The sequence below is a fragment of the Pisciglobus halotolerans genome (assembly GCF_900113675.1).
In the GTDB taxonomy this organism is placed as follows: Bacteria; Bacillota; Bacilli; order Lactobacillales; family Carnobacteriaceae; genus Pisciglobus; species Pisciglobus halotolerans.
In genome coordinates, this window is sequence record NZ_FOQE01000017.1 from 20636 (window position 1) to 45221 (window position 24586).

Annotated in this window: 21 protein-coding genes and 3 tRNA genes; 16 read left to right on the forward strand and 8 right to left on the reverse strand. The window is 37.4% G+C overall.

Annotated elements, in window-relative coordinates; genetic code table 11:
* Nucleotides 1–21: 21 nt before the first annotated feature.
* Nucleotides 22–2793: a YfhO family protein gene (locus BM057_RS06860; protein ID WP_092092424.1), complete on the reverse strand. Its 2772-nt coding sequence runs from the start codon at nucleotides 2791–2793 to the stop codon at nucleotides 22–24.
* Between the two features lie 161 nt (nucleotides 2794–2954).
* Here BM057_RS06860 and BM057_RS06865 point away from each other — a divergent pair, with 161 nt between their 5' ends.
* Entirely contained in the window at nucleotides 2955–5093 is a 2139-nt protein-coding gene (locus BM057_RS06865; protein WP_047393343.1) for a peptidoglycan D,D-transpeptidase FtsI family protein, read from the forward strand.
* 428 nt (nucleotides 5094–5521) lie between these two features.
* On the opposite strand, the gene BM057_RS06870 is transcribed toward BM057_RS06865, so the two are convergent.
* Both BM057_RS06870 and BM057_RS06875 read right to left on the reverse strand, forming a co-directional pair.
* Nucleotides 5522–6019 carry a hypothetical protein gene (locus tag BM057_RS06870; RefSeq protein ID WP_047393346.1) on the reverse strand — a complete coding sequence of 166 codons (498 nt, stop codon included), beginning with the start codon at nucleotides 6017–6019 and terminating at the stop codon, nucleotides 5522–5524.
* A 16-nt stretch (nucleotides 6020–6035) separates the two neighbouring features.
* Nucleotides 6036–6392, reverse strand: coding sequence for a hypothetical protein (locus BM057_RS06875; RefSeq protein WP_047393347.1), 357 nt, complete (start codon nucleotides 6390–6392; stop codon nucleotides 6036–6038).
* Nucleotides 6393–6648: 256 nt separating this feature from the next.
* On the opposite strand from BM057_RS06875, the gene BM057_RS06880 reads away from it, so the two are divergent.
* The 14 genes from BM057_RS06880 (at nucleotide 6649) to glnA (BM057_RS06945) (ending at nucleotide 21421) form a co-directional block, all read left to right on the forward strand.
* Nucleotides 6649–8304: a glycoside hydrolase family 13 protein gene (locus tag BM057_RS06880; RefSeq protein WP_092092426.1), complete on the forward strand. Its 1656-nt coding sequence runs from the start codon at nucleotides 6649–6651 to the stop codon at nucleotides 8302–8304.
* 118 nt (nucleotides 8305–8422) lie between these two features.
* On the forward strand, nucleotides 8423–8572 hold the full coding sequence (gene rpmG, locus BM057_RS06885; protein WP_092092428.1) for a 50S ribosomal protein L33: 150 nt from the start codon (nucleotides 8423–8425) through the stop codon (nucleotides 8570–8572).
* Nucleotides 8573–8796: 224 nt separating this feature from the next.
* Entirely contained in the window at nucleotides 8797–9357 is a 561-nt protein-coding gene (locus BM057_RS06890) for a 5-formyltetrahydrofolate cyclo-ligase (RefSeq protein ID WP_092092430.1), read from the forward strand.
* 178 nt (nucleotides 9358–9535) lie between these two features.
* Nucleotides 9536–10240, forward strand: coding sequence for a rhomboid family intramembrane serine protease (locus BM057_RS06895; RefSeq protein ID WP_092092432.1), 705 nt, complete (start codon nucleotides 9536–9538; stop codon nucleotides 10238–10240).
* 17 nt (nucleotides 10241–10257) lie between these two features.
* Nucleotides 10258–10473: a YqgQ family protein gene (locus BM057_RS06900; protein WP_092092455.1), complete on the forward strand. Its 216-nt coding sequence runs from the start codon at nucleotides 10258–10260 to the stop codon at nucleotides 10471–10473.
* 19 nt (nucleotides 10474–10492) lie between these two features.
* Nucleotides 10493–11464 carry an ROK family glucokinase gene (locus tag BM057_RS06905; RefSeq protein ID WP_092092434.1) on the forward strand — a complete coding sequence of 324 codons (972 nt, stop codon included), beginning with the start codon at nucleotides 10493–10495 and terminating at the stop codon, nucleotides 11462–11464.
* Between the two features lie 350 nt (nucleotides 11465–11814).
* Nucleotides 11815–12924 carry a YqgU-like beta propeller domain-containing protein gene (locus tag BM057_RS06910; protein WP_092092436.1) on the forward strand — a complete coding sequence of 370 codons (1110 nt, stop codon included), beginning with the start codon at nucleotides 11815–11817 and terminating at the stop codon, nucleotides 12922–12924.
* A gap of 134 nt (nucleotides 12925–13058) precedes the next feature.
* Complete coding sequence (locus BM057_RS06915; protein ID WP_092092438.1) at nucleotides 13059–13457, forward strand: rhodanese-like domain-containing protein; 399 nt, start codon at nucleotides 13059–13061, stop codon at nucleotides 13455–13457.
* 398 nt (nucleotides 13458–13855) lie between these two features.
* Complete coding sequence (locus BM057_RS06920; RefSeq protein WP_092092440.1) at nucleotides 13856–14599, forward strand: glycerophosphodiester phosphodiesterase; 744 nt, start codon at nucleotides 13856–13858, stop codon at nucleotides 14597–14599.
* A gap of 11 nt (nucleotides 14600–14610) precedes the next feature.
* Nucleotides 14611–15561 (forward strand): tRNA (adenosine(37)-N6)-dimethylallyltransferase MiaA, encoded by a 951-nt coding sequence (miaA, locus tag BM057_RS06925; protein WP_092092442.1) that lies wholly within the window; start codon nucleotides 14611–14613, stop codon nucleotides 15559–15561.
* 64 nt (nucleotides 15562–15625) lie between these two features.
* The gene (gene hflX, locus BM057_RS06930) at nucleotides 15626–16882 is read left to right on the forward strand and encodes a GTPase HflX (protein ID WP_092092444.1); all 1257 of its coding nucleotides are present in this window, start codon (nucleotides 15626–15628) and stop codon (nucleotides 16880–16882) included.
* Nucleotides 16879–18129, forward strand: a complete 1251-nt coding sequence (locus BM057_RS06935; RefSeq protein ID WP_092092446.1) for a methionine gamma-lyase family protein — start codon at nucleotides 16879–16881, stop codon at nucleotides 18127–18129. Before hflX ends, BM057_RS06935 begins: the two co-directional genes overlap by 4 nt.
* Nucleotides 18130–18268: 139 nt before the next feature.
* Nucleotides 18269–19603, forward strand: coding sequence for a type I glutamate--ammonia ligase (glnA, locus tag BM057_RS06940; protein WP_047393379.1), 1335 nt, complete (start codon nucleotides 18269–18271; stop codon nucleotides 19601–19603).
* A 477-nt stretch (nucleotides 19604–20080) separates the two neighbouring features.
* Nucleotides 20081–21421 (forward strand): type I glutamate--ammonia ligase, encoded by a 1341-nt coding sequence (glnA, locus tag BM057_RS06945; protein ID WP_047393382.1) that lies wholly within the window; start codon nucleotides 20081–20083, stop codon nucleotides 21419–21421.
* 376 nt (nucleotides 21422–21797) lie between these two features.
* On the opposite strand, the gene BM057_RS06950 is transcribed toward glnA (BM057_RS06945), so the two are convergent.
* The 4 genes from BM057_RS06950 to BM057_RS06965 form a co-directional block, all read right to left on the reverse strand.
* Nucleotides 21798–22181, reverse strand: a complete 384-nt coding sequence (locus tag BM057_RS06950; RefSeq protein ID WP_047393386.1) for a hypothetical protein — start codon at nucleotides 22179–22181, stop codon at nucleotides 21798–21800.
* Between the two features lie 120 nt (nucleotides 22182–22301).
* Nucleotides 22302–22375: transfer RNA gene (locus tag BM057_RS06955), tRNA-Pro, on the reverse strand.
* A gap of 110 nt (nucleotides 22376–22485) precedes the next feature.
* Nucleotides 22486–22568 (reverse strand) — tRNA-Leu (locus BM057_RS06960).
* A gap of 104 nt (nucleotides 22569–22672) precedes the next feature.
* A tRNA-Arg gene (locus BM057_RS06965) sits at nucleotides 22673–22746 on the reverse strand.
* Between the two features lie 436 nt (nucleotides 22747–23182).
* On the opposite strand from BM057_RS06965, the gene BM057_RS06970 reads away from it, so the two are divergent.
* Nucleotides 23183–24061 carry a DUF975 family protein gene (locus BM057_RS06970; RefSeq protein ID WP_092092449.1) on the forward strand — a complete coding sequence of 293 codons (879 nt, stop codon included), beginning with the start codon at nucleotides 23183–23185 and terminating at the stop codon, nucleotides 24059–24061.
* Nucleotides 24062–24370: 309 nt separating this feature from the next.
* On the opposite strand, the gene BM057_RS06975 is transcribed toward BM057_RS06970, so the two are convergent.
* A partial coding sequence (locus BM057_RS06975) for an IS3 family transposase (RefSeq protein WP_143074489.1) occupies nucleotides 24371–24586 on the reverse strand: 216 nt, incomplete at its 5' end.

Sequence of the window (24586 nt, forward strand, 5' to 3'; positions counted from 1 at the left end):
GATCAAAAAACTTTCTAAACTCTAGTGAACAAATGGGTGATTCCTTTTTAAATACTTTGTGAGCAACAACAATAATGCTGAGAGGATAGACACGATCATTCCTTTTGCAAAGTAAGGTGTGCGATAAGAAAATGACAAAGTGTGACGGCCTTCTTTCATCGGGACAGCCAATAAGCTATCCAATGCTTTTGTTGTTTTGACTGGTACACCATCAACTTTGACTGACCAGCCTTTACTATAAGGAATGGTCGTCATCAATAAGTCTTGTCCGGGTTGAATATTCACGATGCCGTTGATCGCGGTATTGCTGTATTCTTTTATGATCATTCCACCTTGCTTCAGTTCATCAATAGAATGTTCAAAAACAGATTGATCTAGACGATACAGTTGGATTTGATCTAGAGAGACAGATTCGTCTTTCAAGCGCAGCTCGAAAGTTGTCGTTTCGCCTTCATTCTGGTTAGTCATATTTAATACTAAAGTATCACTATAATTGTCGTACTGAGTAAAAGGAACGCCATTTAAAAATAACGACACATCATCATCTTTTACTGATGAGCCCATGGTCAGATAATAAGCTTCACTTGATTGCGGAATAAATTGATACTTAACACTTGCTTCTTTTGAAGAGTCTTGACGTTCAACTTTTGGGATGACTGTAGAGTCCAACATATGGATATTTTTATATAAGGTACTGCTGAAAGGCTCTTTTAAAAATAAAGCTGATTTTTGTCGATTTCCTAAAAGTGCATTTAATATGTTTTCTTGCATTTGAAGGGGATCGTGTTCGATTAACGCAACAGATAATATGTCACTCGAACTGCCAAAAGCAAGCGGCAAGGCATAGGGATTCTGATAAAGGATCACTCGATCTGAAACACTCAATTTTTGATATTGTCGCAAGTCTGGCTTCGTTTGAAAAAGCGTTAGTGAGAAAGCGGGCTCTTCATTGTCCGTATCGTAAAGCGGAAAGCGTAAAGCAGGTGTAAGAACTTCTCGTGTAAAGCTGTCCGTTTTTAGTGGTACCTGCTGATGGTTCATCCGTTCTTTTAACATTTCATTTGGTTTTTGGTAAATGTTATTTTGCTCACTCAAATAGTATTTGACGCCAAATAAAGCGTCTGTGAAGATTGTGCCATTTGAATAGGTCAAAAAGCCGCTGCCTCCTGGAAGCCCCATGTGCCCAAATAATTCAGGAATCGCACTTTCAAAGGTTGAACTGAAATGCGTAATACTTTTAAAATTATTTTGCAAACTGTCATTTTTCGAACGCAGAAATGTTTTTTCGGTACGATAAAAACTTGGATCAACTGTTTGAAGTTGGTTGCTGATATCTTGCATGCTGATCTGATACGTTGAAAAGGAGCTTTGCTTAACATAACTTAAGCGAGAAAGAGTGACTGATGCATTCACTGCCATTTCTGAAGCCGTAAAAATAAAGAAAATGAATGGCAGCCAAGCGTAACGATTGTTCTTCAAGATCATCAGCAGAATAGTGATCATCATAAACAATAAGGTTAAAACAATTTGAATAGGTTCAATAAAGTCAAATTCTTGTTGATAGACATATAGACTAATACTTGCTGAAACAACCACGGCAAAAAAAGTGCTAACTGGTGTCAGTCCTTTTGAGCGCTGAAAACTACGAAAACCTAGAACGATCATAAAGAAACAAACGACAAATGAAAATCGATAAGGATACCAGTTTGGAAACTGCATAGCATGCCAAATTTTATTAAGTGCTTTGATATTCATAGATAGGGTAAATAAGCTCGTCAATAAAAGTGCAGCCAAACGTTCTTTTTTTGAAAAAGAGGCGTTGAAGAAATATAAACAAAAGCTAAGTAAGGCTAAGCTGCCGACAAAAACATTAGGATAGCCAGACGGCATCTGGTCAAAGTTAAAGGCACCGATCATAAACTTTGAAACCAGTTCAGGAACCGGATAATCAAATGACCAATCTAACGTGGATTTCATGTAAGAGACTTTGCTTTCAATCAATGCAGACAGTGTTGGTAAAAGTAAAAATGCAGTTATTCCGCCAGCTAGCAGCGAGTGCCAAGCAAATTGAACAAGCAGCTTTGCAAGGTGAGCGATTTTCTTTAGGTTCGACAGATCCTTAGAAAAATGTATTCCAGTTAATCGATAAATAAAATAAAACACAATGAACAAACAAACCATGTAACCGATATAGTAGTTTGTGAAAAGGGCCAGAGCCAACATCAGGGTATAATAGGTCCCCTTATTTGAATGAATCAAATATTCAACACCAAGCGCTACCAGCGGCAAAAGGATAATGCCATCCAGCCACATGATATTAAACTGATTGACAACTGTATAACCCATGAGTGCATAACTAGAAGCGAAACCGACTAGAATGAAACCTTTGCCATCAAAAGCTTTATGTAAAAAGTAAGCCATTGATAGACCTGAAAGGCCATATTTGAGCAATGTTACAATCGTAACGCCTAGTGAAATTTGGGTTTGAGGCAACAGCAAAAAAAGCAAGTTCAAGGGACTTGTCAGATAGTAAGCCCATAATCCTACCATATCTCCGCCGATAGATTTAGAAAAAGAGTAGAAAAAACTGCTTGGGTCTTCTAGCAACGTGTGACGATAATAAGAAAAAAAATCGACATATTGTTGCCCTAAGTCGATCGTTAATAAAGAACTATTTCCAAAAGGGTAAACGCCTTTTACAGCATGGATGACGAACATCGTTAAAAAGGGTACAAAAAAAGCGAGTAGAAAGGCCCAATCATTTTGTAAAAATGCAATACTTCTTTTCTTCATATTGTAGATTCTCCTCGGATAAAACTATTCTCGTATAGCATAGCATAATCCGCAGTAGATAGGGGAGCGAATACTTAATTTTTTCTATCGTATATGGTTTATCCATTTAAAATCTGTTACAATGTACAAAGTTGATTTGACCAGAGAGGTGTTAGATAAAGTTGAAATCAAATAGTAGACATCACAGAGACAGGAAAAGTAAGTCTCATATTCCTTTTAGATTGAATTTGTTATTTTTTGGCGCGTTTGCTTGCTTTGCTTTGCTCATCCTTCGACTAGCCTATCTTCAAATCGTCAGTGGGGAAGAATATGAAGCTGAAGTACAAAGAACAGAAACGACACTCGCTACTGGAAGCGTTCCTCGGGGCGAGATTTATGATGCTAGTCATCGAAAACTAGTTGGAAACGAAGCAATCCAAACAATTACTTATACAAGAGGCTCTGGTGTTTCTTCTGAAGATATGGCACATATCGCTTTGAACTTAGCCAACTATATTGAAATGCCTAATGTTACACAATTGGAAAGCAAAAAAGACTATGACATTAAAACGCGAGATTTAAAAGACTTCTGGCTTGTTTTAAATCAAGACAAGGTCACAGACCAACGGATGTCTGAAGAAGAAAAGAAACTAACAGGCGGCGAGTTTTATCAAGCACAGATCGCTAAAGTCACAGACGAAGATGTTGCTGATTTTTCCAAAGAAGAAAAGGAAGCTGCTGCGATTTTTTCTAAAATGAATGGCGCTTATGCCTTAACGACGATCAATATCAAAAATGACAATGTCACAGATGCTGAAATCGCAAAAGTTAGTGAAAACTTAAGTTCGTTGCCAGGTGTAGATACTGGAACAGATTGGGTCCGTTCTTATCCGCAAGGTTCGATGCTCAGCAGTATCTTAGGAAGTGTGACTACAGAAAAAGAAGGGATTCCTGCCAGTCAAGCTGCTGCATTTTTGGCAAATGGTTATGCGCGTAATGACCGTGTTGGAAAGAGTCAAATCGAAAAACAATATGAAACAGTTTTGGCAGGATCCAAGTCAAAATCTGAAACAGAAACAAATAGCAATGGTGACGTGATCAATACGATTGAAAAATATGCAGGAGACAAAGGAGACAACCTTGTATTAACCATTGATATGGACTTTCAAAGAACAGTTGAAGAAATCGCACGCGAAGCATTGAAAGATCGTCAAGGATTGAATCGAGGCATTTATATCGTAGCGACAAATCCGAAAACAGGAGCTGTCTTAGCGATGACTGGACAAGAGTACAATCCAAAAACAGGAAAAGTTGAAGATGCTACTTTGGCTACTGCGACAAAAGCTTTTGAAATGGGTTCTACTGTCAAAGGAGCTACCGTTTTATCTGCTTATATGGATGGTGCTTTAACCCTTGATAATAATGTGATCGTCGATGAACCGTTGAAATTCTTAGGTACACCTGAGATCAATTCCGTTTTTAATAGAGTTCCCGGAAATAGAATACCATTGACGGATATTACAGCTTTAGAACGTTCTTCTAACGTTTATATGTCAAAATTGGCCTTAAGAATGGGTGGGAAATACAACTATACCCGTAATGAAGCTGTAAAAGTAGATGCTGATCCTGTATTGACCCGCTTGAGACAGTATTTTGCCCAATTTGGTTTAGGTGCTTCAACAGGTATTGACTTGCCAAGTGAAAGTACCGGTCTTCCTGGTGTCGATCCAAATAAATTCATGTATTTTGCTTTCGGACAGTATGATACGTATACAACGATGCAATTAGCTCAATATGTATCGACGATTGCGAATAACGGTAAACGAATGGGCTTGCACTTAGTTGATGAGATATGGTCTACAGGCAAAGATGGAGAACTTGGAAAAGTAGAGTCTCAAATTGAGCCAACCTTATTGAATACTGTTAACGTTGATCAAAAGTATATAGATCGAGTCCAAAAAGGCTTTTACCAAGTGGTCAATGGCAGCCAAGGAACAGGACATAAAAGATTAGGTGGAACATCTTATGTTTCTGCAGGTAAAACAGGTACTGCCCAATCTAGTTACTATGGCTCTCAAGGTGATCCGAATAATGGAACCCAAACAATCAACAAAACCTATGTTGGTTATGCACCATATGATGATCCTGAAATTGCCATTGCTGTTGCAGTTCCTTACTTGCCGACAAACAATTCTAATTATCAAAGTCAGATTGCTGCAAAAAAAGTTTTAGATGCTTATTTCCAAGTTGGAGCATATGCTAATAAAGCAGATGATCTGCAAAACGAACACAAAGATGAAGAAGTAGAGGTTGCAGAATAAACAACGATAAACTAAAAAGGCAGAAGGTATCGAGTTTAATGCTCAATGCCTTCTGCCTTTTTTAGTTGTCTTTATTGTTTGTTTCTTCTTTTAACGTTGGTAAAGAAATTTCCTATGGTCGATGAGCTACTGATGGAAAGCCATGAGAACACATTGAGCCGAAAATCGCGTCTCAATGTTTGCAAGCTTTAAACTTAGTGTAACGGCTAAAGCCTAATACTAAGTGATTCACATTGCATCTTTTTTCATGGCTATCAGTAGCCCTATGTGCCTCCTGAAATTTCTAAAAATAGAATACTAATGAATTTAGCATTAAAAAAATTGATATTTTACAGATCAATTTTTTTAATGTAGAACCTATTATTTCTGAGGTAGATTGCTGAAAAGAAACGTTCTTCGTTCTATCCCCATTTAAAATATCGTTTCCTTTATTCTTCCTTCATAAGTGATTGTGCGATTTCTTCAAAACTCATCTTACTGTCAACTGGATGAGAACCAGGACGAATAGAAGAAGTATAATTTTTTTCTTCTAAGAAATCATTGAAATCTGAAGGTTGTTCGATAATGCCTAATTCAACAAGCTGTTTGACTGCTGTACTGCTTGGATCTCCTTTATTGATGACAACAGTTCCTTTAATGATTTCCTTTTCAGACGATGTTTCTTTATCTGCTTCTTTTGTGCTTTCTTGTTCGGCATCTTTGCTTTCAGCAGAATCTGTTTTTTCCTTGTCAAGCTTTTCCTCTTCCGTCTCAGCTAGCAAAGATTCATACATTGATTTGTAAGACTGCTCGTCTTTGCTTAATTCTTGTGAACCCGAAGTTTTTCCTTTGTCAGCAGCTGGTTCATTGAAAAAGCTGAACCCTAAAAGAATAACGGCAGAAAGAAGGAAACCAAGAGATAAGTACCGTAATGCTGGTTTACTCATTTAATGAACTCCTTTTTTATTTAGATGATGCAATGACATATTCATCAATGATTTGCTTAACAGTTTCTTCCATTAAGCGCGTTTGGTTGGCAATATCTTCTGTAGATACATCTTGTGTGTATAAATGAATCACATGTTTTTTGATCACTTCATGAATCGTATCGGTTGCCGGCAGATCCTGTGAAGGTATATTTAATTCGCTTTCCAATATACTCACACGTTCTTTTAAATGATAAATATCCTGAAGTAATTGGAGCGAAAGCTCTTCAAATTCTTCTTGGATTTTTTCTCCGCTGTCTTTTTTAAAGAAAGACCATACGATCAAAGCGATGGCGATAATCAGTAATATAATGGCAATGATCCAACTATTCATTTTGTCGTTCACCTCTTTATTTTTTTATTTTTGACGTCCAAATAAAACATCAATGGTAAAAATACGCTTTCTGTTTAAATTACCAACAAAAATTTTACCACAGATTGTAGTGAAAGAGAATGCTATAAATAAACTAAATTCAAAATCGCCTTTATTTTCGTCAGATTCATATTGCTTTTTGAAAAAGCTTTCATTCTAAAAGAAGTATGTTAGAATAAAAACTGGTGATTTAGAAATTTGCAAGAGGAGCGATAGGATGAAAAGCAATTGGTGGAAACAAGCTGTTGTATATCAAATTTATCCAAGAAGTTTTCAAGATAGTAACGGGGATGGCGTTGGAGATTTGCAAGGCATCATTCAGCGTCTAGATTATTTAGAAAAACTTGGCATTGATGTCATATGGCTCAGCCCTGTTTATCAGTCTCCCAATGATGACAATGGCTATGATATCAGCAACTACTATGAGATCCAGCCTGAATTTGGAACGATGGAAGATATGGAGCAACTGATCAACGAAGCCAAAAAACGGAAAATCAAAATTGTCATGGATTTGGTCGTTAACCATACTAGTGATGAGCATCCGTGGTTTATCGAGGCTAAGAAAGGCAAGGAAAACCCTTATCATGATTATTATGTTTGGCGTGATCCGGTAGAGGGAGATGTGCCAAATGATTTGACTTCAGTTTTTAGTGGGTCTGCTTGGACATTTGATCCTCAACTAGAGCAATATTATTTGCACTTATTCAGTAAAAAACAACCTGATTTGAATTGGGAAAATGAGAAGATGCGTCAAGACATCTATGAAATGATGAATTTCTGGTTAGACAAAGGAGTCGGCGGTTTCCGCATGGACGTGATCGAACTGATCGGCAAGGTGCCTGATGAAAAAGTTACAGCAAATGGACCAAGACTTCATGAATATTTACAAGAAATGAATAAACATACTTTTGGACAGCATGATGTGATGACAGTTGGAGAAACCAATTCTGTCACGCCTGAAGAAGCAAAACTTTTCTCAAGTGAAGACCGTAATGAACTGTCAATGGTTTTTCAATTTGAACATATGGTTCTTGATCAACAGATAGGTAAATCAAAATGGGATTTGAAACCTTTAAACTTAACAGATTTAAAGAAAGTATTGTCCATTTGGCAAAGTGCGTTAAAAGATGAAGGCTGGAATAGTTTGTTTTGGAACAATCATGATCAACCTCGAATCGTGTCTCGTTGGGGAAATGAACAAGAGTACCGAGTGAAAAGTGCAAAAATGTTTGCTATCCTTTTACACTTGATGCAAGGAACACCTTATATTTACCAGGGAGAAGAAATTGGTATGACAAATATCAAGGTGAACGATCTTTCGCAGTTAGACGATATCGAAAGCATTAATATGTATCACGAAAGATTAGAAGCAGGATACTCAAAAGAAGAGATCTTTCGTTCTATCAACACGAAAGGAAGAGACAATGCACGCACATTGATGCAGTGGGATACTTCTGAGCAAGCTGGTTTCACTTCTGGACAACCTTGGCTAGAAGTAAATGAAAATTATGATGCGATCAATGCTGCCCAAGCTTTAGAGGATACTCATTCTATTTTTTATTGTTACCAACAGCTCATTCAGATGCGAAAAAATAACCCGCTCATTGTTCATGGCGATTACCAATTGCTGCTTGAAGATCATCCAACGATTTTCGCCTATACAAGATCTTATCAAGGTGAAACATGGCTCGTCGTTGCTAACTTTAGTGAGGAAACAACTGATATTGCGTTGTCAGACCATCCGACGTCTCTTGTTCCTTTGATCAGCAACAGCGAGAAAGAAAACTATGACCTGCAAGATCTAAAACTATCGCCTTACGAAACTTTTGCTGTTCAGCTAGAAAGACCTTTATTGAGCGGTGATGTAAAGTAAAAAATCTTTACAGTTCACTAAAAAGTACTGGAATATTTGCTGAAAAGATGATATTATAGTCAAGTCGGAAGATGAGTGCTTTTGTCTTCAATTTTGTTTAAAGCTTGGAGGGATAAACATGCGCGTAAACATTACTTTGGAATGCACAGAATGTAAAGAACGTAACTACATCAGCGAGAAAAACAAACGTAACAATCCGGACCGTATTGAATTAAGCAAATACTGCCCACGTGAACGTCGCGTTACAGTTCACCGTGAAACAAAATAATGGATGATCCATTAAAAAGAGACGTTTAAGAAGCAAGAACTGAGATCAAAAAGTCTCGGCTCTTGCTTCTTTTTTCTCGAGTTTTTGTGTGCAATGCTACATCATTTAAGACCCATCGTGCCAATTCATGTGAACTATCAAAGCTATAAAGCATTGTTTTCGATTGCTGTCTTTTTCAATAAAGAATTTCTAAAACAAATAGATAGAAGAAGGAGGCTGCTCATTTGAATAAACAAAAGATTCGAACTGATATGATTCAATTGCTCAAAAGCTACCCTAAAAAAGAGAAACAACGTGAAGAAGAAAAGATCATGCATACCTTATTCAAGACAAAAATGTGGAAAAATGCAAAAACAATTGCAGTGGTCATGGCACAAGACTTCGAATTCGACACGAATAAAATTATTGAAAAAGCTTGGGAAGAAGGAAAAACGGTAGCCTTACCGAGGGCAAAGGCTGGAGGCATCATGGATGTCGTTCCTTATTCAAAAGACATGCAGCTGGAAAGAACATCTTTTGGTATTCTTGAACCAGCAAGAACGTTAACTGCGCTGTCTAAAAAAGAGATCGAACTCATCATTGTTCCTGGTTTAGCTTTCTCTACAGATGGATTTAGAGTAGGATTCGGCGGCGGTTACTATGATCGTTTTCTAAAAGACTATGATGGCGTAACGGTTTCTCTTGTGTTAGAAAAACAACTGATCGCATTGCCAAATCCGGAACCGTTTGATGTGCCGTTAGACTTTTTGATCACAGCTGATCAGATTTTTCGCTTTAACCGTTAATAATGGGTAGTCAGCAATTGAAAAACAAAAGGCTCTTTTACTTCTAAAGTTCTCTTAAAGAAATAAAGATAGCTGATTTGACCCTTTTTTCAAATCGTTGTTATGGTATAATGTAAAAAAATAAACAGGCATAGAAATGTAAATTGTTTCTGATATAATAATAGATGGGTGTGAAAATATGATCAAGCAAACCCAGTTGAAGTTTAAAGTGAGACGTTTTTTTCGCAAACCGATCGCTACCTATACCTTTTTTGCGATCCAACTATTGATGTTTCTTTTAATGACACTCGATGGCGGTAGTACGAATATTTATACATTGATTCAGTATGGAGCCAAATTTAATCCTTTGATCGTAGAAGGTGAATGGTGGCGTTTGATAACACCGGTATTTCTGCATATCGGGTGGATGCATTTGTTGATGAATTCAGTAATTTTGTATTACCTTGGAGCTCAGCTCGAAAGTTTGCTGGGAGCGTGGCGCTTTGCACTGATTTACTTAATGAGTGCACTATCTGGAAATTTGGCCAGCTTTGCTTTTAATCAATCTATCTCTGCTGGAGCTAGTACGGCTTTATTTGGCCTTTTTGGCGTTGCCTTGTATTTAGGGAAAGTATATACAGGTAACCCAGCAGTTCAACAGATGGCTAAAAGCTTTGGTACATTAATTTTAATAAACCTTGTTTTTGGCTTCTTTTCTAGTTCGATCGACCTAGCAGGGCATATCGGCGGACTCGCAGGCGGTTATTTAATCGCAACAGCTATTAGTGTTAAAGATCCTTTGCCACGTTGGAAAAAGCAGCGCATTCAATTTGGCTTGCTTTTTGCAGCTATGGTCATTCTATTCTTTATCATTGGCTATATGCGTACCACTAGATTATTTTAAAGGTGAGGATGTTTGAAGTGAGATCCGTTTATGATGTACAACAATTGTTAAAACGTTTTGGGATATTTGTATATGTCGGAAAAAGACTATGGGATATTGAATTGATGATGGATGAATTGAAAAAAATCTACCGCAACGAATTAATTGACCGAAAAACGTACTTAACAGCGTTGAACGTTTTGAAGCAAGAACATCAAAAAGAAGAAAAAAGAGAAAACAATCATACTTTTTAGCAGATTTGGAGGAAGTCAAATGTCAAAAAAAATTATTGGAATCGATTTAGGTGGAACAACTGTTAAGATGGCTATTTTAAATGAAGAAGGTGATATTCAACAAAAATGGAGCATCATAACAGATATCACAGAAGAAGGAACAAAAATCGTTCCTTCAATCATTGAATCGATCAATGAACATTTAGCAAAATACGAAATGACGCCTGATGACTTTATTGGAATCGGTATGGGTTCTCCTGGAACAGTTGATATGAAAGAGGGAACCGTGATTGGTGCCTATAATTTAAATTGGCGGACACTGCAGCCAGTCAGACAGCAAATTGAAGAAGGCACACATATTCCATTTACATTAGACAATGATGCAAATGTGGCTGCTCTTGGAGAAGCTTGGAAAGGTGCCGGCGAAAGTGATCCGAATGTTGTGTTTTTGACCTTAGGAACCGGTGTCGGCGGCGGAATCATTGTGGAACATAAATTGGTACATGGCCATAACGGTGCTGCCGGTGAGATTGGCCATATCACAGTTGAACCTGAAGGCTATCAATGTACCTGCGGCAAGCATGGGTGCTTGGAGACAGTAGCTAGTGCAACAGGCGTTGTTCATTTAGCTAGAGATTACGCTGAATGTTATGCTGGCGATTCAACATTGAAGTATATGATCGATGATGGACAGTTGATCACAGCTAAAGATGTTTATGATCTAGCAAAAGAACAAGATGATCTAGCTGTGATGGTCGTAGAAAAAGTAGCTTATTACTTGGGTCTTGCCTGCTCACACTTAGCAAACATTCTAAATCCTTCAACGATCGTGTTAGGCGGAGGCGTTTCAAAAGCTGGAGAGATCTTACTGGAATCCGTTCAACCTTATTTTGAACAATTCACTTTCCCAACGATTCGCAAAGAGACTAAGCTGCGTTTGGCAGAATTGGGTAATGATGCTGGTGTGATCGGAGCAGGTTCTTTGGTAAGATCAGAAATTGTAACAGAATAGGCATTTTTTTGCTTCAATAATCATCAATATAAACCAAAAAAAGTCGAGCATGCAGATGTCTCGGCTTTTTTTTAGTTTTTGTTTTTTAATCTTTTAACGTTAGTAAAGAAATTTTCTCCAATCGATGGGCTACTGAAATTTCTATAAATAGGATTCTAATGAGCTTAGCAATAAAAAATGATATTTTACAGACCAACGTTAAATATTGCAGAACCAAGTTTTTCCGTCTTTTGATGCGTGTAAAGCTGGAAGGTTAGGGCTTTAAAAAAGGAGAAAACGAAAAGCTGTGCTATAATGAATAAAAGGGCCTCAGGAAACAAGGAAGACGAGAATAAAAATAGGGTGATAAAATGAAAAAAACAATCCACATAAATTGGGTAGCTTTAATTTTGGTTGTTGCCTTGTTTTTAAGCGGCTGTCATAGCCAACAGCCATCTAAGCAAAACAAAATAGATAAAAAGCCTGTTAAAATCGAAAAAACCGCTATCCCTTATTCAAACTTTCGCAAAGTTTCCGGCTGGTTATCGAATGATGAAGTTTTGATTCATTCTGGGTCAGAAGAAGGAGATCGTCTAAGTTCTTTTAATGTATTAACAGGCAAAACAAAAGACCTTTTTTCAACAGATGCTTATATCTTAACGACTGCTGTTTCTCAAAAAGAGCAAGAAATCGTTTTTCAAGAAGTAGCAGATACAAGCTCAAAGATGGTATTGATCGATACGGAAGGAAATAAACTTCAAGAACTGCCGATCAAGGCTAATGGATATGTTTCTTTGAATTGGAATAAAGATGACACTTCGCAGCTCTTCATTGCTTATTATCACACTGCCGAAGAATTGACACTTTTAAACTGGGATACAAAAGAAAATAAAGCTGAAGAATTAAGTGCTTCTTCACTTTATCCTTCTTGGTATTCAGAAAACCTTTATTTATACGTTGATAATAAAGATGATTTTTTACTAGAATCGGGACAACTTTATATGGGAGATGTGCGTTCAAACGATGTCATGCTCATCAATAGTGAGGTCTCAGACTTTTTCTTACATGAAGACACTTTTATAACCTATACTCCTTCTGATTTTAACGAAAAAGAACTTTTATTGACTTACCAATATCCTTTTATGGTAGACAAAGGATTTATGACTATTCCTAAAGTTACGATGAACGAACGCATCAACTTTCCCTACTTGACACAAGCTGGCAGAGATACACCTGTTTACGGCATTATTGCAAAAGAGTCTGCTGAACTTGAGAAAGAGAGTGGAGAATTTGTTTTTGGTTACTTGGATTTTGATCAACAAAAAGTCATACCTGTAACAGATGTACCTGAAAATGCACCCATACAAATATCTGAAAATGGTAAATACTGCCTTTATGGCTGGCGATTTGAATATTTGATTGATAATCAAACAGGAAAAATACATGATTTGATCGAGATACCGGAAGATTTACAAGCATAATAAGGCACATAAAGTAGAAAAAGACTTTTTCCTATCTGATTCTTTAGATGCCTTTAAAATTCTTGGTAGTCAATCACGGTTTTCTTGTGTAAAATGAAGAAGTGTAAGACGTGATGAAAGGAGAGTAATAGATTTTGAATACAACAACAATCATTAACTGGGTATTGTGGGTCATCATTATTATTTGGGGGATCTATGAACTCATACAGTATTTCCGACGCAGACGAGCAGCTAAAGTATTGACTCAAGAAGAATTCAGTAAAAATCTGCGGAAAGTCCAACTGATTGATGTTCGTGAAAAAGACGAATATAATGCTGGACATATTCTAGGAGCACGGAGCTTGCCATACACTGCATTAAAACAGCGAATGGGCGAAATCAGAAAAGATCAACCAGTGTATCTTTATGATCAAAAACAAGCATTAAGCGCACGTGCAGCTCTAAAACTGCGGAATGCCGGCTATGAGAATATTTACATATTAAAAGGCGGCTACAATGACTGGACAGGAAAAATCAAGCGAAAAGCACGCTAAAAAAAGAGGCAGAAACAAAAGGACTCTCAAAAAAACGCATTCCCAAAACTATTGAACTATTTGTTCATTAGCGGGAGTGCGTTTTTCTAGTTGTTCCTCTTCTAACGTCGGTAAGAAATTTCCTCCGGTCGAAAGGCTACTGAAATTTCTAGAAATAGGTTTTAACGGATTTAGCATTAAAAAAAAGTGTTTTTTTACTGTCCAACATTAAATATGGTAGAACCGTTTTTCTATGCATTTATTAAAACTAACTAACGAAAGAGGGACTATTTTTTTTTTTTTGAAAAATGCTTTCGTCCTTGCTTTTTTGTTAGACAAAACACTTAAATACAATCAGTATAATCTGTAAACTGTTTTATGTTATAATGAAACAGTTAGAACAGTTACGGAGGGGAATCATGCAACAAACGAAAGTGATCGCACACAGAGGAAGTAAAGGAACGCATCCTGAGAATACTTTAGCAGCCTTCCAAGAAGCTTTGCGTGTTGAGAGCGACGGGATCGAATTGGATCTTCATTTAACAAAAGACCAACAGCTAGTCGTGATTCATGACGAGTCAGTGAATCGTACAACCAACGGGAAAGGTAAAGTGAAGGACATGACGCTTTACGAGATCAAACAGTTAGACGCTGGCAGTTCCTTTTCGCCAGCTTTTAAAGATGAAAAGATCCCAAGCTTTCAAGAAGTGTTGGATTTGCTGGTGAAAGAGGATTTTAAAGGTCTGCTGAACATTGAACTCAAAACAGATCATGAGCCTTATCCGGGTATTGAAGAGAAAGTCATTCAGATCATGAAGCAGCACAAATGGCTTTTTCAAGTTGTTTACTCCAGCTTCAATTATGATTCACTGATTCGTATGAAAGAACGAGATTATGAAGCAGAAATCGCTCTATTATTTGAAAAATCGAAAGGTGCTCAAAAAAAGATCGGGGAAAAGTATACGATTTGCATGTGGCATCCTAAGATAAATTGGTTGAAGCGGGTAGGTCTAAAAACTTATCCTCATCAATCTATGCGCCCTTGGACTATCAATAGTTTGAGTCAAATGGATTACTGTTTTGAACAGGCCATGTCTGGTTTGATCACAGATTATCCAGAACTTGCTTTGAAACGTCGAAAAAAGTGGCAACCAGATAGATAAAGGAGCAAAAAATGAAAGAAAAAATAGTCGTGATCGTTGGACCGACAGCAGTAGGCAAAACAAGTTTGAGTATCGAATTGGCGAAACACTTTGATGGAGAAGTCATCAGCGGAGATTCGATGCAGATCTATAAAGGATTGGATATTGGAACAGCTAAAGCTTCACTTAAGGAGCAAGCTGGTGTGCCGCACCATTTGATCAATGAAATCAATCCTGATGAAAGTTATTCTGTATCAGACTTTCAAAAAAAAGCGCGCTTATTGATCAAAGAAATCACTGCTCGAGGGAAACTGCCCATTATTGTCGGCGGGACAGGGTTATATATTGAATCTTTACTATATGATGTTAGTCATGGCGGGACAGGAAAAACGGATGAAGCTTTTCGTTTAGAAAAAGAAAAAGAAGCAGATGAAAAAGGCAATGTATATCTCTGGGAAGAACTAAACCGTTTAGACCCAGCAGCTGCTGAAAAAATCCATTACAATAATCGCAGACGTGTGATCCGCGCCATGGAAGTTCATCATGTAACGGGTCAGCTTTTTTCTGTATTCCAAAATGAGCGAGAAAAAAAAGAACAACTTTATGATGCCAAAATCATCGGTTTAAACACAACCCGAGATTTACTATACGAACGGATTGATTTGCGGGTTGAACAAATGATGAACAACGGCTTGGAAAAAGAAGCAAAAAAGTTGTTCAAACTTGGTTTGACAGATACACAATCATCGAAAGGAATCGGGTATAAAGAATGGTTTCCTTATTTTGAAGGGATGTGCTCAAAAGCAGTTGTTCTAGAGATGATTCAACTTCATTCGCGCAGATATGCAAAACGCCAGTTGACTTGGTTCAAAAATCGTCTGAGCGACGTCGATTGGTTTAACCTGATTGAATACCCGAATAACAAAGAATTGATATTTGAAGAAATAAAAGATTTCTTAGATCCTTCAGCTGATCCAACTTAAATGATCATACATTTTGAAGAGGATAACAGCTTGAATAAAAATAAAAAAGAAAGCTGGTGAAAAAATGGAAACAAGTGAACAGCGTAAGCAAAAAGAACGTGTGATTATCGTCGGCGTTCAAACAACTGAAAAAGATGCTACATTTTGGTACTCTCTTAATGAAATGGAGCAGTTAACAGAAACAGCAAAAGGTGAAGTTGTAGGAACAGTCACACAAAAAAGAGATCATCCAGATGCCCGCACTTATCTTGGGAAAGGTAAATTGGTAGAGTTGCTGCATTTAGTAGAGGAAACAGGTGCAGATACAGTGGTGTTTAACCATGCACTCACACCTGGTCAAACAATGAATATTCAGGAACAGCTGGATACAAAAGTCATCGATCGTATTCAGTTGATCTTAGATATCTTTGCTATGCGTGCTCAAAGTAAAGAAGGAAAGCTGCAAGTAGAATTAGCACAGTTGCAATATCTATTGCCGAGATTAGCCGGACAAGGAATCAATTTATCTCGTCTGGGAGGCGGGATCGGAACAAGAGGACCAGGGGAAACAAAGCTGGAAACAGATCGTCGGCACATTCGGAACCAAATCAATGCTATTCGAAAAGAATTAGCAAAAACAGAACAACATCGTGCTTTAACGAGAAAACAACGAAAAGAAAGCCAAATTTTCCAGATTGGTTTGATTGGGTATACAAATGCTGGTAAATCAACATTACTGAATGCTTTGACAGAAGCAGAAACGTTTGAAGAAAATTTATTGTTTGCCACACTTGATCCGTTGACGCGGCAAATGGAACTTCCAACTGGTATGGAAGTGACTTTAACGGATACAGTTGGATTTATTCAAGACCTGCCGACCCAGTTGATCGAAGCATTCCATTCTACTTTGGAAGAAACAAGGGAAGTTGATTTACTGCTACACGTGGTCGATGCTGCTGCTGAAAATATGGAAGAACATGAAAAAACAGTGCTGCAATTATTAAAAGAACTAGGGATGGACAAAATCCCTCTTTTAACCGTGTATAATAAAAAAGACCTCGTACAGAGCGATTTTTTCCCAGATGTTTTTCCAAGTATTTTGATTTCAGCAAAAAATGCAGAAGATATTGAAAAGCTTCAAGATAAAATCATTGAACAAATGAAAGAAATTTTGCAGCCGTATCAGTTGGCACTCTTGCCGCATGAAGGAGATCAACTCGTACAGTTAAAGAGAAAAACGATCGTAGAAGCACAAACCTATGATGAAGAGCAAAATCGTTATATTGTCAAAGGCTATGCTCCGGCACAGTCAAAATGGATTGGAGAGAATAAAGAATCATGAGTTGGTACAGTCAATACACACCTGAATTAAGAGAAAAAATTGAACAAGTAGAAGAAAAAATCCAAGCTAATCAAGAAAAGATCCACGAAACTGCACTAGTGAACCAAAAAAAAGTACTGGATAGTTTTCGCAAAAAAAGAGTAACTGAACAGAACTTCAATCCTTCAACAGGATATGGCTATGATGACTTTGGCAGAGATACATTAGAAGAAGTTTACGCAGATGTATTCAAAGCCGAATCAGGCCTTGTTCGTCCTCAAATTATTTCTGGAACACATGCCATTACAACAGCTTTATTTGGTGTCATGCGTCCAGGTGATGATCTTCTTTACATCACTGGCGAACCATACGACACTTTATTGGAAGTCGTGGGCGTTACTGGAAACGGAATTGGTTCTTTTAAAGAATACCAAATGGGATTTGATTATGTTCCGTTATTAGATAATGGTAAGCCAGACTATGAAGAAATCAAAAAACAAATAACTCTTCGAACGAAAGTCGTTGCGATCCAACGCTCAAGAGGCTATGCAACTAGACCTTCTTTCACGATTGCACAAATTGAAGAAATGATTCGCTTTGTAAAAGAAATCAATCCAGAATTGATCATTTTTGTAGATAACTGTTATGGAGAATTTGTTGAAGAAAAAGAACCGATTGAAATAGGTGCTGATTTAATGGCTGGCTCTCTCATTAAAAATCCAGGTGGCGGGTTAGCTAAAACAGGTGGCTATATCGTTGGGAAAAAAGACTTGGTAGAAGCTTGCGGCTACCGTTTAACTTCACCTGGCATCGGGAAAGAAGCAGGAGCCTCTTTATCTAGTTTGCCAGAGATGTATCAAGGCTTTTTCATGGCTCCTCACACAGTTGGAGAAGCTTTAAAAGGTGCTGTTTATACAGCTGCATTATTAGAATCATGCGGAGTAGAATCTTCTCCTGCTTGGAATGATGAACGTACGGACCTTATTCAAACGATTTCCTTAAATGACGAAGACAAGATGGTCAAATTTGCACAAACGATCCAAAAATATTCGCCTGTCAACGCGCACGTCATGCCTGTAGCGGCTTATATGCCTGGATACGAAGATGATGTCATCATGGCTGCAGGAACGTTTATTCAAGGATCTAGTATCGAACTTACTGCCGATGGTCCTATCCGTCCGCCTTATACGTTATATGTCCAAGGCGGATTGACTTATGAACATGTCAAATTAGCTGTAACAGCTGCTGTCGCAGATTTATATTTCTGATTTTGATGTTTTATTTTAAAAAGTGATAAAAAAATAGGTTACAAAAAGCCCTTTGCCATGACAAAGGGCTTTTTTCATGGTATCGTAAGAAAGGTTATGTGAATAAAAAAGAACATGAAGGAGATTTTTTTTAATCAGCATGAAAAATTATACAAGGCAAGAAATCATAGACAGCGCAGCAGAACATGATGTTCGTTTTTTACGTTTAATGTTTACGGACATTGAAGGTATTGTGAAGAATGTTGAAGTTCCGATCAGTCAGTTAACAAAAGTATTGGACAATAAAATGATGTTTGATGGTTCATCTATCGACGGTTTTGTCCGAATCGAAGAAAGCGATATGCAATTGCGGCCTGACTTTGCGACCTGGCTCGTGTTTCCATGGGAAATGGAACAAGGGAAAGTCGCTCGATTGATTTGTGATATCTATAACCCTGATGGGACGCCGTTTGCAGGCGACCCGCGTTCCAACTTAAAACGAGTCTTAAAAGAAATGGAAAAAATGGGCTTTACTGATTTCAATCTTGGACCCGAACCAGAATTTTTCTTATTTAAATTAGACAAAAACGGCCAGCCTTCAGAGTATTTAAATGACCATGGTGGATACTTTGATTTAGCCCCCACTGACTTAGGCGAAAATTGCCGTCGTGATATCGTCTTACAATTAGAGGAAATGGGTTTTGAAATCGAAGCTAGCCATCATGAAAATGCACCTGGTCAACATGAGATCGACTGGAAATATGCTAATGCCGTCGAAGCTTGCGATAACATTCAAACGTTTAAGCTTGTGGTAAAAACAATCGCCCGCAAACATGGGTTACATGCTACTTTTATGCCTAAACCACTTACAGGAGAATGCGGTTCAGGTATGCATTTCAATATGTCATTGTTTAATGAAAACGGCAATGCTTTTTATGATGAACAGGATAAGATTGGTTTAAGCGAAACAGCTTATCGCTTCATGGCTGGAATATTGAAGCATGCTAAAGCTTATACAGCTGTTTGCAATCCTGTTGTTAATTCCTATAAACGTCTGATCCCTGGCTATGAAGCACCTGTTTATATTGCATGGAGCGCTAAAAATCGTTCTCCATTGGTTCGTATACCAAGTTCTAGAGGTTTATCAACCCGTATTGAACTGAGAAGTGTAGATCCTAGTGCCAATCCTTATCTGGCTTTAGCTGTTTTGATTAAATCTGGTCTAGACGGAATTGAACATCACCGTGAAAATCCTGAACCGATCAATCATAATATTTTTGAAATGTCGCGTAAAGAACGGGATGAAAAAGGTGTATTAGACTTGCCTTCAACATTACACAATGCGCTTAAATATTTAGAAGAAGACGAGATCGTTCAATCAGGACTAGGCAGCCATATTTATAATAGTTTTTTAAGTGTTAAAAAAAGAGAATGGGCAGAATACAGCCAAGAAGTTTCTGTATGGGAAAAAGATAGATATTTTAAAATATTATAAAATAAAAAGAGATAAACCATTTTGCTTCTATGAGTAGAGGCAGAATGGTTTTTTGTTTACCTAAAGATGCACTGAATCAAATCACTAAAATGAGATACATTCAACAATTGGTATAGCCATTCATTTTGAAAACAATGAATTTAAGTGCTCACATGCTTTCAATAGGCAACCAAGAAGTTATCAAAAAAACGAAATATTTTATTGACTTTAGCCTTTCAGATTGCTATTCTAAAAAAGTGGTCGAATGAAAGATCCTCATGAAAGAAAAGGTTTTAAGTTTAAAAACAAAAATTGGTACAGTTGGTATATTGACAGTAAAACATTTTGATTTTGGCAAACAAAACAATGGCTAGAAGTGTTAAGCTGTCTATTAGCAGTTGATTGAAAAAGTGGTCATTCTGACAAGCAGACATGCATCCAGTCAGTTTAAGACAGCGCATTGTTCAGACGAATAGGCCAGTAAAAGGAGAAAAAAGGATGGCAACATACACACGAGAACAGATCTCACAAGCAGCAAAAGAAGAAAATGTAAGATTTTTACGTCTGATGTTTACCGATATTTTTGGTACTATCAAAAACGTAGAAGTCCCGGTCAGTCAGTTAACAAAAGTATTGGACAACAAAATGATGTTCGATGGTTCTTCTATTGAAGGATTTGTTCGGATTGAGGAAAGCGATATGTATTTGTACCCTGACTTAGACAGTTGGCTGGTTTTTCCATGGGAGATCGATAACAAGGACGGAAAGATCGCTCGTTTGATCTGTGATGTGTATCGTTATGATGGAACACCATTTGCAGGAGATCCGCGAAGCAATTTAAAAAGAGTTTTAAAAGAAATGGAAGCATTTGGGTTTACATCCTTTAATGTTGGTCCTGAACCAGAATTTTTCTTGTTTAAATTAGATGAACAAGGTGAGCCAACGATGGAATTAAATGATCACGGCGGTTACTTTGATTTGGCGCCCACAGATTTAGGAGAAAATTGTCGGCGCGATATCGTGCTGCAACTGGAAGAACTAGGCTTTGAAATCGAAGCCAGCCACCATGAAGCGGCTCCAGGACAACATGAAATCGATTGGAAATACGCTGATGCTGTTGCAGCATGTGACAATATCCAAACTTTTGAGTTGATCGTGAAAACAGTGGCTCGTAAACATGGCTTACATGCTACATTTATGCCAAAACCTTTATTTGGCGTGGCTGGATCAGGTATGCACTGTAATTTATCTTTATTTACAGAAAAGGGAAATGCCTTTTTCGATCCAGAAGGAGAGATGGAACTGAGTGAGACGGCAAAGTGGTTTGTAGCAGGAATCCTTGAACACGCCAGTGCTTTTACGGCCATTTGCAATCCAACAGTTAATTCTTATAAGCGTCTCGTTCCTGGCTATGAAGCGCCCGTATATATTGCTTGGAGCGGCTGTAATCGTACACCGCTTGTTAGAATACCTGAAGCAAGAGGAATGTCGACACGAATAGAAGTCAGAAGTGTAGATCCGACAGCAAACCCTTATATGGCAATCGCCGCTCTTTTAAGAGCTGGATTGGACGGTATTAAGCGCAAATTGGAACCACCTAAATCAATCGATCAAAACATTTATGTGATGGGTAAAAAAGAACGTTACCAAGAAGGCATTCGCGAATTGCCTTCGACGTTAAATGAAGCACTCATTTCTCTTTCAAAAGATGAAGTCATCATAGAGAGTTTAGGGGAACATATCTATGCCAACTTTGTAGAAGCGAAGAAGATTGAATGGGATAATTTCCGGCAACAAGTATCACAGTGGGAGAGAGACCATTACCTAAAATTATATTAATGGAAAGCATAAAAACAAGCACCTCGTATGAACAAGGTGCTTGTTTTCTGTTATATGGTTCTACAATATTTAACGTTGGTCTGTAAAAAATCAATTTTTTTAATGCTAAGCTCGTTAGAAACCTATTTCTAGAAATTTCAGGAGGCGCATAGGGCTACTGATAGCCATGAAAAAAGATGCAATGTGAATCACTTAGTGTTAGGCTTTAGCCGTTACACTAAGTTTGAAGCTTGCAAGCATTGAGAGGCGATTTTCGGCTCAATGTGTTCTCATGGCTTTCCATCAGTAGTCTATCGACCGGAGGAAATTTCTTTACCAACGTTAAAAGAGGAAGAACCTGTTATATCAGACTGTTTCTTAAAGAGCGTAAGGGAAGTTATCCAAGAGTGTCTAAGAAGGTTTGAATGTGCTTTAAAAGAGCTTCATCTACTTCATAGGATGAAGAAAAGATATCTTTGTAAATATTATTCAAATAAAGCGTCAGTTCATCCATCAAATGATTCTCATCAACATATACTTTATTATCTTTACCATCAAAACTTTTTATAAAATAATCTCCCTGTTCACATTTAAATAAAATATGACGATTTTCATCAGGTAAAGTGAGGTGTCCAGAAGAAAATTGCAGTATATTTTCTTCAAGCTTAAATAGGGCTTCTCCCGTTTGTTTGTCCGCTTTGAGTTGTATCGTTCCTAGAATATGAAGATATCCAAATCCGCAAATAGGGCAGTGTAGCCGGTTTTCTTCTTGCATTTCCATCATTGAGTCATCCTTTCAGGTTAACGTTCTAGTTTTATTGTAAACAAAAACCTATCTAAAAAACAAAAAAACAGGCTTCTTATAAAGAAGTCTGTTTTTTTATCGACTAATACATTTAAATCAAGATGACAGGAATTGAACCTGCGACCCCTTCGTCCCGAACGAAGTGCTCTACCAAGCTGAGCTACATCTTGGAGATGTTCAGAAAGGTAGAGAAGATACGTCTGCTGATAAAGTAGAAGAGGAGAAGGAAACGAATCATATTTTCCAGGTACATCATTCATCTGCTCTTGCCGTTCCTTTATGGCCTGAGTGGGATTCGAACCCACACGAGATTGCTCTCACTAGTACCTGAAACTAGCGTGTCTGCCTTTCCACCACCAGGCCTAAAAATAAAAGGATTCCCTTTGTTAAAAGGTTATCCTTGTTAAAGTAATTAAAAAAGAGAAGAAAAAAAGAACCTCTCTTATAGAAATTCTTTAAACAAAATACGTCTCAGGAGAGATTCGAACTCCCGACCGTTCGCTTAGAAGGCGAATGCTCTATCCTGCTGAGCTACTGAGACATCTTCTTAACAACAAAATTAATTATAGGCAAGAATGAATAAAAAGTCAATACAGTTTTTATAAAAACATTGAAAAAATTATTTTTAGGATAAAAACAAGAGGCGAAAACCAGATAAAACCAACGTTTAGGATGAAAAATAAAAGAAAACAAAAAAATAACTTTTTATAAAAATAATCTGCATCTTTATTAAGCTCTATTAATTCTCCCATGAACAACTTTTTTGTTATACTAAATAAAAGAACGATGGAATGTATACAAAGTCATTTGTTGAAAATACATTTAACTAAATGAACCTTTGAAAGAGTAGGTGACAAAATGAATATACCAGCACTTATCATCATGTTCCTATATGTTCTATTGTATGTTTCAATGGTTATTGCATTAATTTTAGCATTAAATAAAAAAGACAAGTAGAAAGGGGAAATAACAAACAAATGAGAAATGATGAAATAAGACGAGAAGCAAAACATATTTTAAAAAGTAACTGGAAAATAGCCATTTTAAATTTGATTATTGCAGGTGTGTTAGCCACGATGATCAGTCAAGCACTTCAAAGTTTGACAGGAAATGCAATGATGAATAGGGTTGCTATGATGCAACACCACATGACAGGGCCTGGTTCAATAATGTCAGTTGGAAACAGCTTCATGAGCATTCTGTTGGGTCTATTATCGATGGCTTTTTCGGTACTCCTTTATACAGGGTACGATTGGTCCATGTTAGATTTAGTAGACGGTCAAAGACTGACAGTAGAAGGGTTATTTCAAGCAATGAAAAAAAACCGCATGTTAAAAGTTGTGGGATTAAACATTGCGATAACTGTCTTGGTTGGTCTGTGGTCATTGCTGCTTATTATCCCAGGAATCATAAAGGCTTATAGCTACAGTCAAGCTTTAAATATATTAAAAGACGACCCCGATGTTTCTATTAGAGAAGCCATTCGTGCCAGCAAGGAAGTTATGCATGGGAAAAAAGCTCAATTTTTTTGGCTAGATTTTTCTTTTGCGGTTTGGTACCTTATGATTCTTGGTATATTTGCTTTGTTTGTCTATCAGTCTTTAAACCGAGCTGGCATTCAGTCTTTCTTAACGGATAATGAAGTCTTATTGACGCTCATTATGATGCTGCTTGCCTTTTTAGTTGTGATAACAGTGATCGCGATTCTGTCTTTGTATATTGAGCCTTATCGAAAAACCGCTAAGCAGCTGTTTTATCGTGATTTAGTAGGTTATCCATCTGATACTGAATCTCACATGAACGGAGAAAAGGCGTTCTACCAAGATTTGTCAAACCATGATTCTTTTAATGATTAAACACCCTCAACAACAAAAGGGAAGGGCTTCCAAAATTGAAGCAGCTGTTTAGGTCCTTTATTAAGATCAAACAAATGAAGAATAACAAAAAAAGGGTTCTGCATTCTCTAACATTGGTAAAGAAACGGGATTCTAACAAGTTTAGCATCAAAAAATATCTTTTACTGACCCGCGTTAAATATTGTAGAAACTAAAAAAGCAAAGCAGTAGGGAAGATGTTCCCTGTAGTGACCCCCAAATATTAGACTTTTTTGAAGTGGAGAAATCCACTTCTTTTTTTCTACTTTTATCCGCAAGAAACTTCTAACCCTAAGCGGCGTTCTGAATTTCTTTACGATAGTCGATTGGACTCATCCAATCGAGTTTCCGTTTGATTCTTCTGTGATTGTAATAGTCGATAAATGTGACGATTGTTCTCTCTAGTTCTTCGTAGCTATGAAAAACTTGTCCATGATATACTTCTTGTTTCAAAAGACTAAAGAAATTTTCCATTGGTGAATTGTCCAAACAATTTCCTTTACGAGA

Bases quoted from the DNA above. Each gene is read 5' to 3' on its own strand.
- BM057_RS06860 (WP_092092424.1), bottom strand. From the start codon at position 2,793: ATGAAGAAAAGAAGTATTGCATTTTTACAAAATGATTGGGCCTTTCTA.
- BM057_RS06870 (WP_047393346.1), bottom strand. From the start codon at position 6,019: ATGAGTAAACCAGCATTACGGTACTTATCTCTTGGTTTCCTTCTTTCT.
- BM057_RS06875 (WP_047393347.1), bottom strand. From the start codon at position 6,392: ATGAATAGTTGGATCATTGCCATTATATTACTGATTATCGCCATCGCT.
- BM057_RS06880 (WP_092092426.1), top strand. From the start codon at position 6,649: ATGAAAAGCAATTGGTGGAAACAAGCTGTTGTATATCAAATTTATCCA.
- rpmG (WP_092092428.1), top strand. From the start codon at position 8,423: ATGCGCGTAAACATTACTTTGGAATGCACAGAATGTAAAGAACGTAAC.
- BM057_RS06895 (WP_092092432.1), top strand. From the start codon at position 9,536: ATGATCAAGCAAACCCAGTTGAAGTTTAAAGTGAGACGTTTTTTTCGC.
- BM057_RS06905 (WP_092092434.1), top strand. From the start codon at position 10,493: ATGTCAAAAAAAATTATTGGAATCGATTTAGGTGGAACAACTGTTAAG.
- BM057_RS06910 (WP_092092436.1), top strand. From the start codon at position 11,815: ATGAAAAAAACAATCCACATAAATTGGGTAGCTTTAATTTTGGTTGTT.
- BM057_RS06920 (WP_092092440.1), top strand. From the start codon at position 13,856: ATGCAACAAACGAAAGTGATCGCACACAGAGGAAGTAAAGGAACGCAT.
- miaA (WP_092092442.1), top strand. From the start codon at position 14,611: ATGAAAGAAAAAATAGTCGTGATCGTTGGACCGACAGCAGTAGGCAAA.
- hflX (WP_092092444.1), top strand. From the start codon at position 15,626: ATGGAAACAAGTGAACAGCGTAAGCAAAAAGAACGTGTGATTATCGTC.
- BM057_RS06935 (WP_092092446.1), top strand. From the start codon at position 16,879: ATGAGTTGGTACAGTCAATACACACCTGAATTAAGAGAAAAAATTGAA.
- glnA (WP_047393379.1), top strand. From the start codon at position 18,269: ATGAAAAATTATACAAGGCAAGAAATCATAGACAGCGCAGCAGAACAT.
- glnA (WP_047393382.1), top strand. From the start codon at position 20,081: ATGGCAACATACACACGAGAACAGATCTCACAAGCAGCAAAAGAAGAA.
- BM057_RS06950 (WP_047393386.1), bottom strand. From the start codon at position 22,181: ATGGAAATGCAAGAAGAAAACCGGCTACACTGCCCTATTTGCGGATTT.
- BM057_RS06970 (WP_092092449.1), top strand. From the start codon at position 23,183: ATGAGAAATGATGAAATAAGACGAGAAGCAAAACATATTTTAAAAAGT.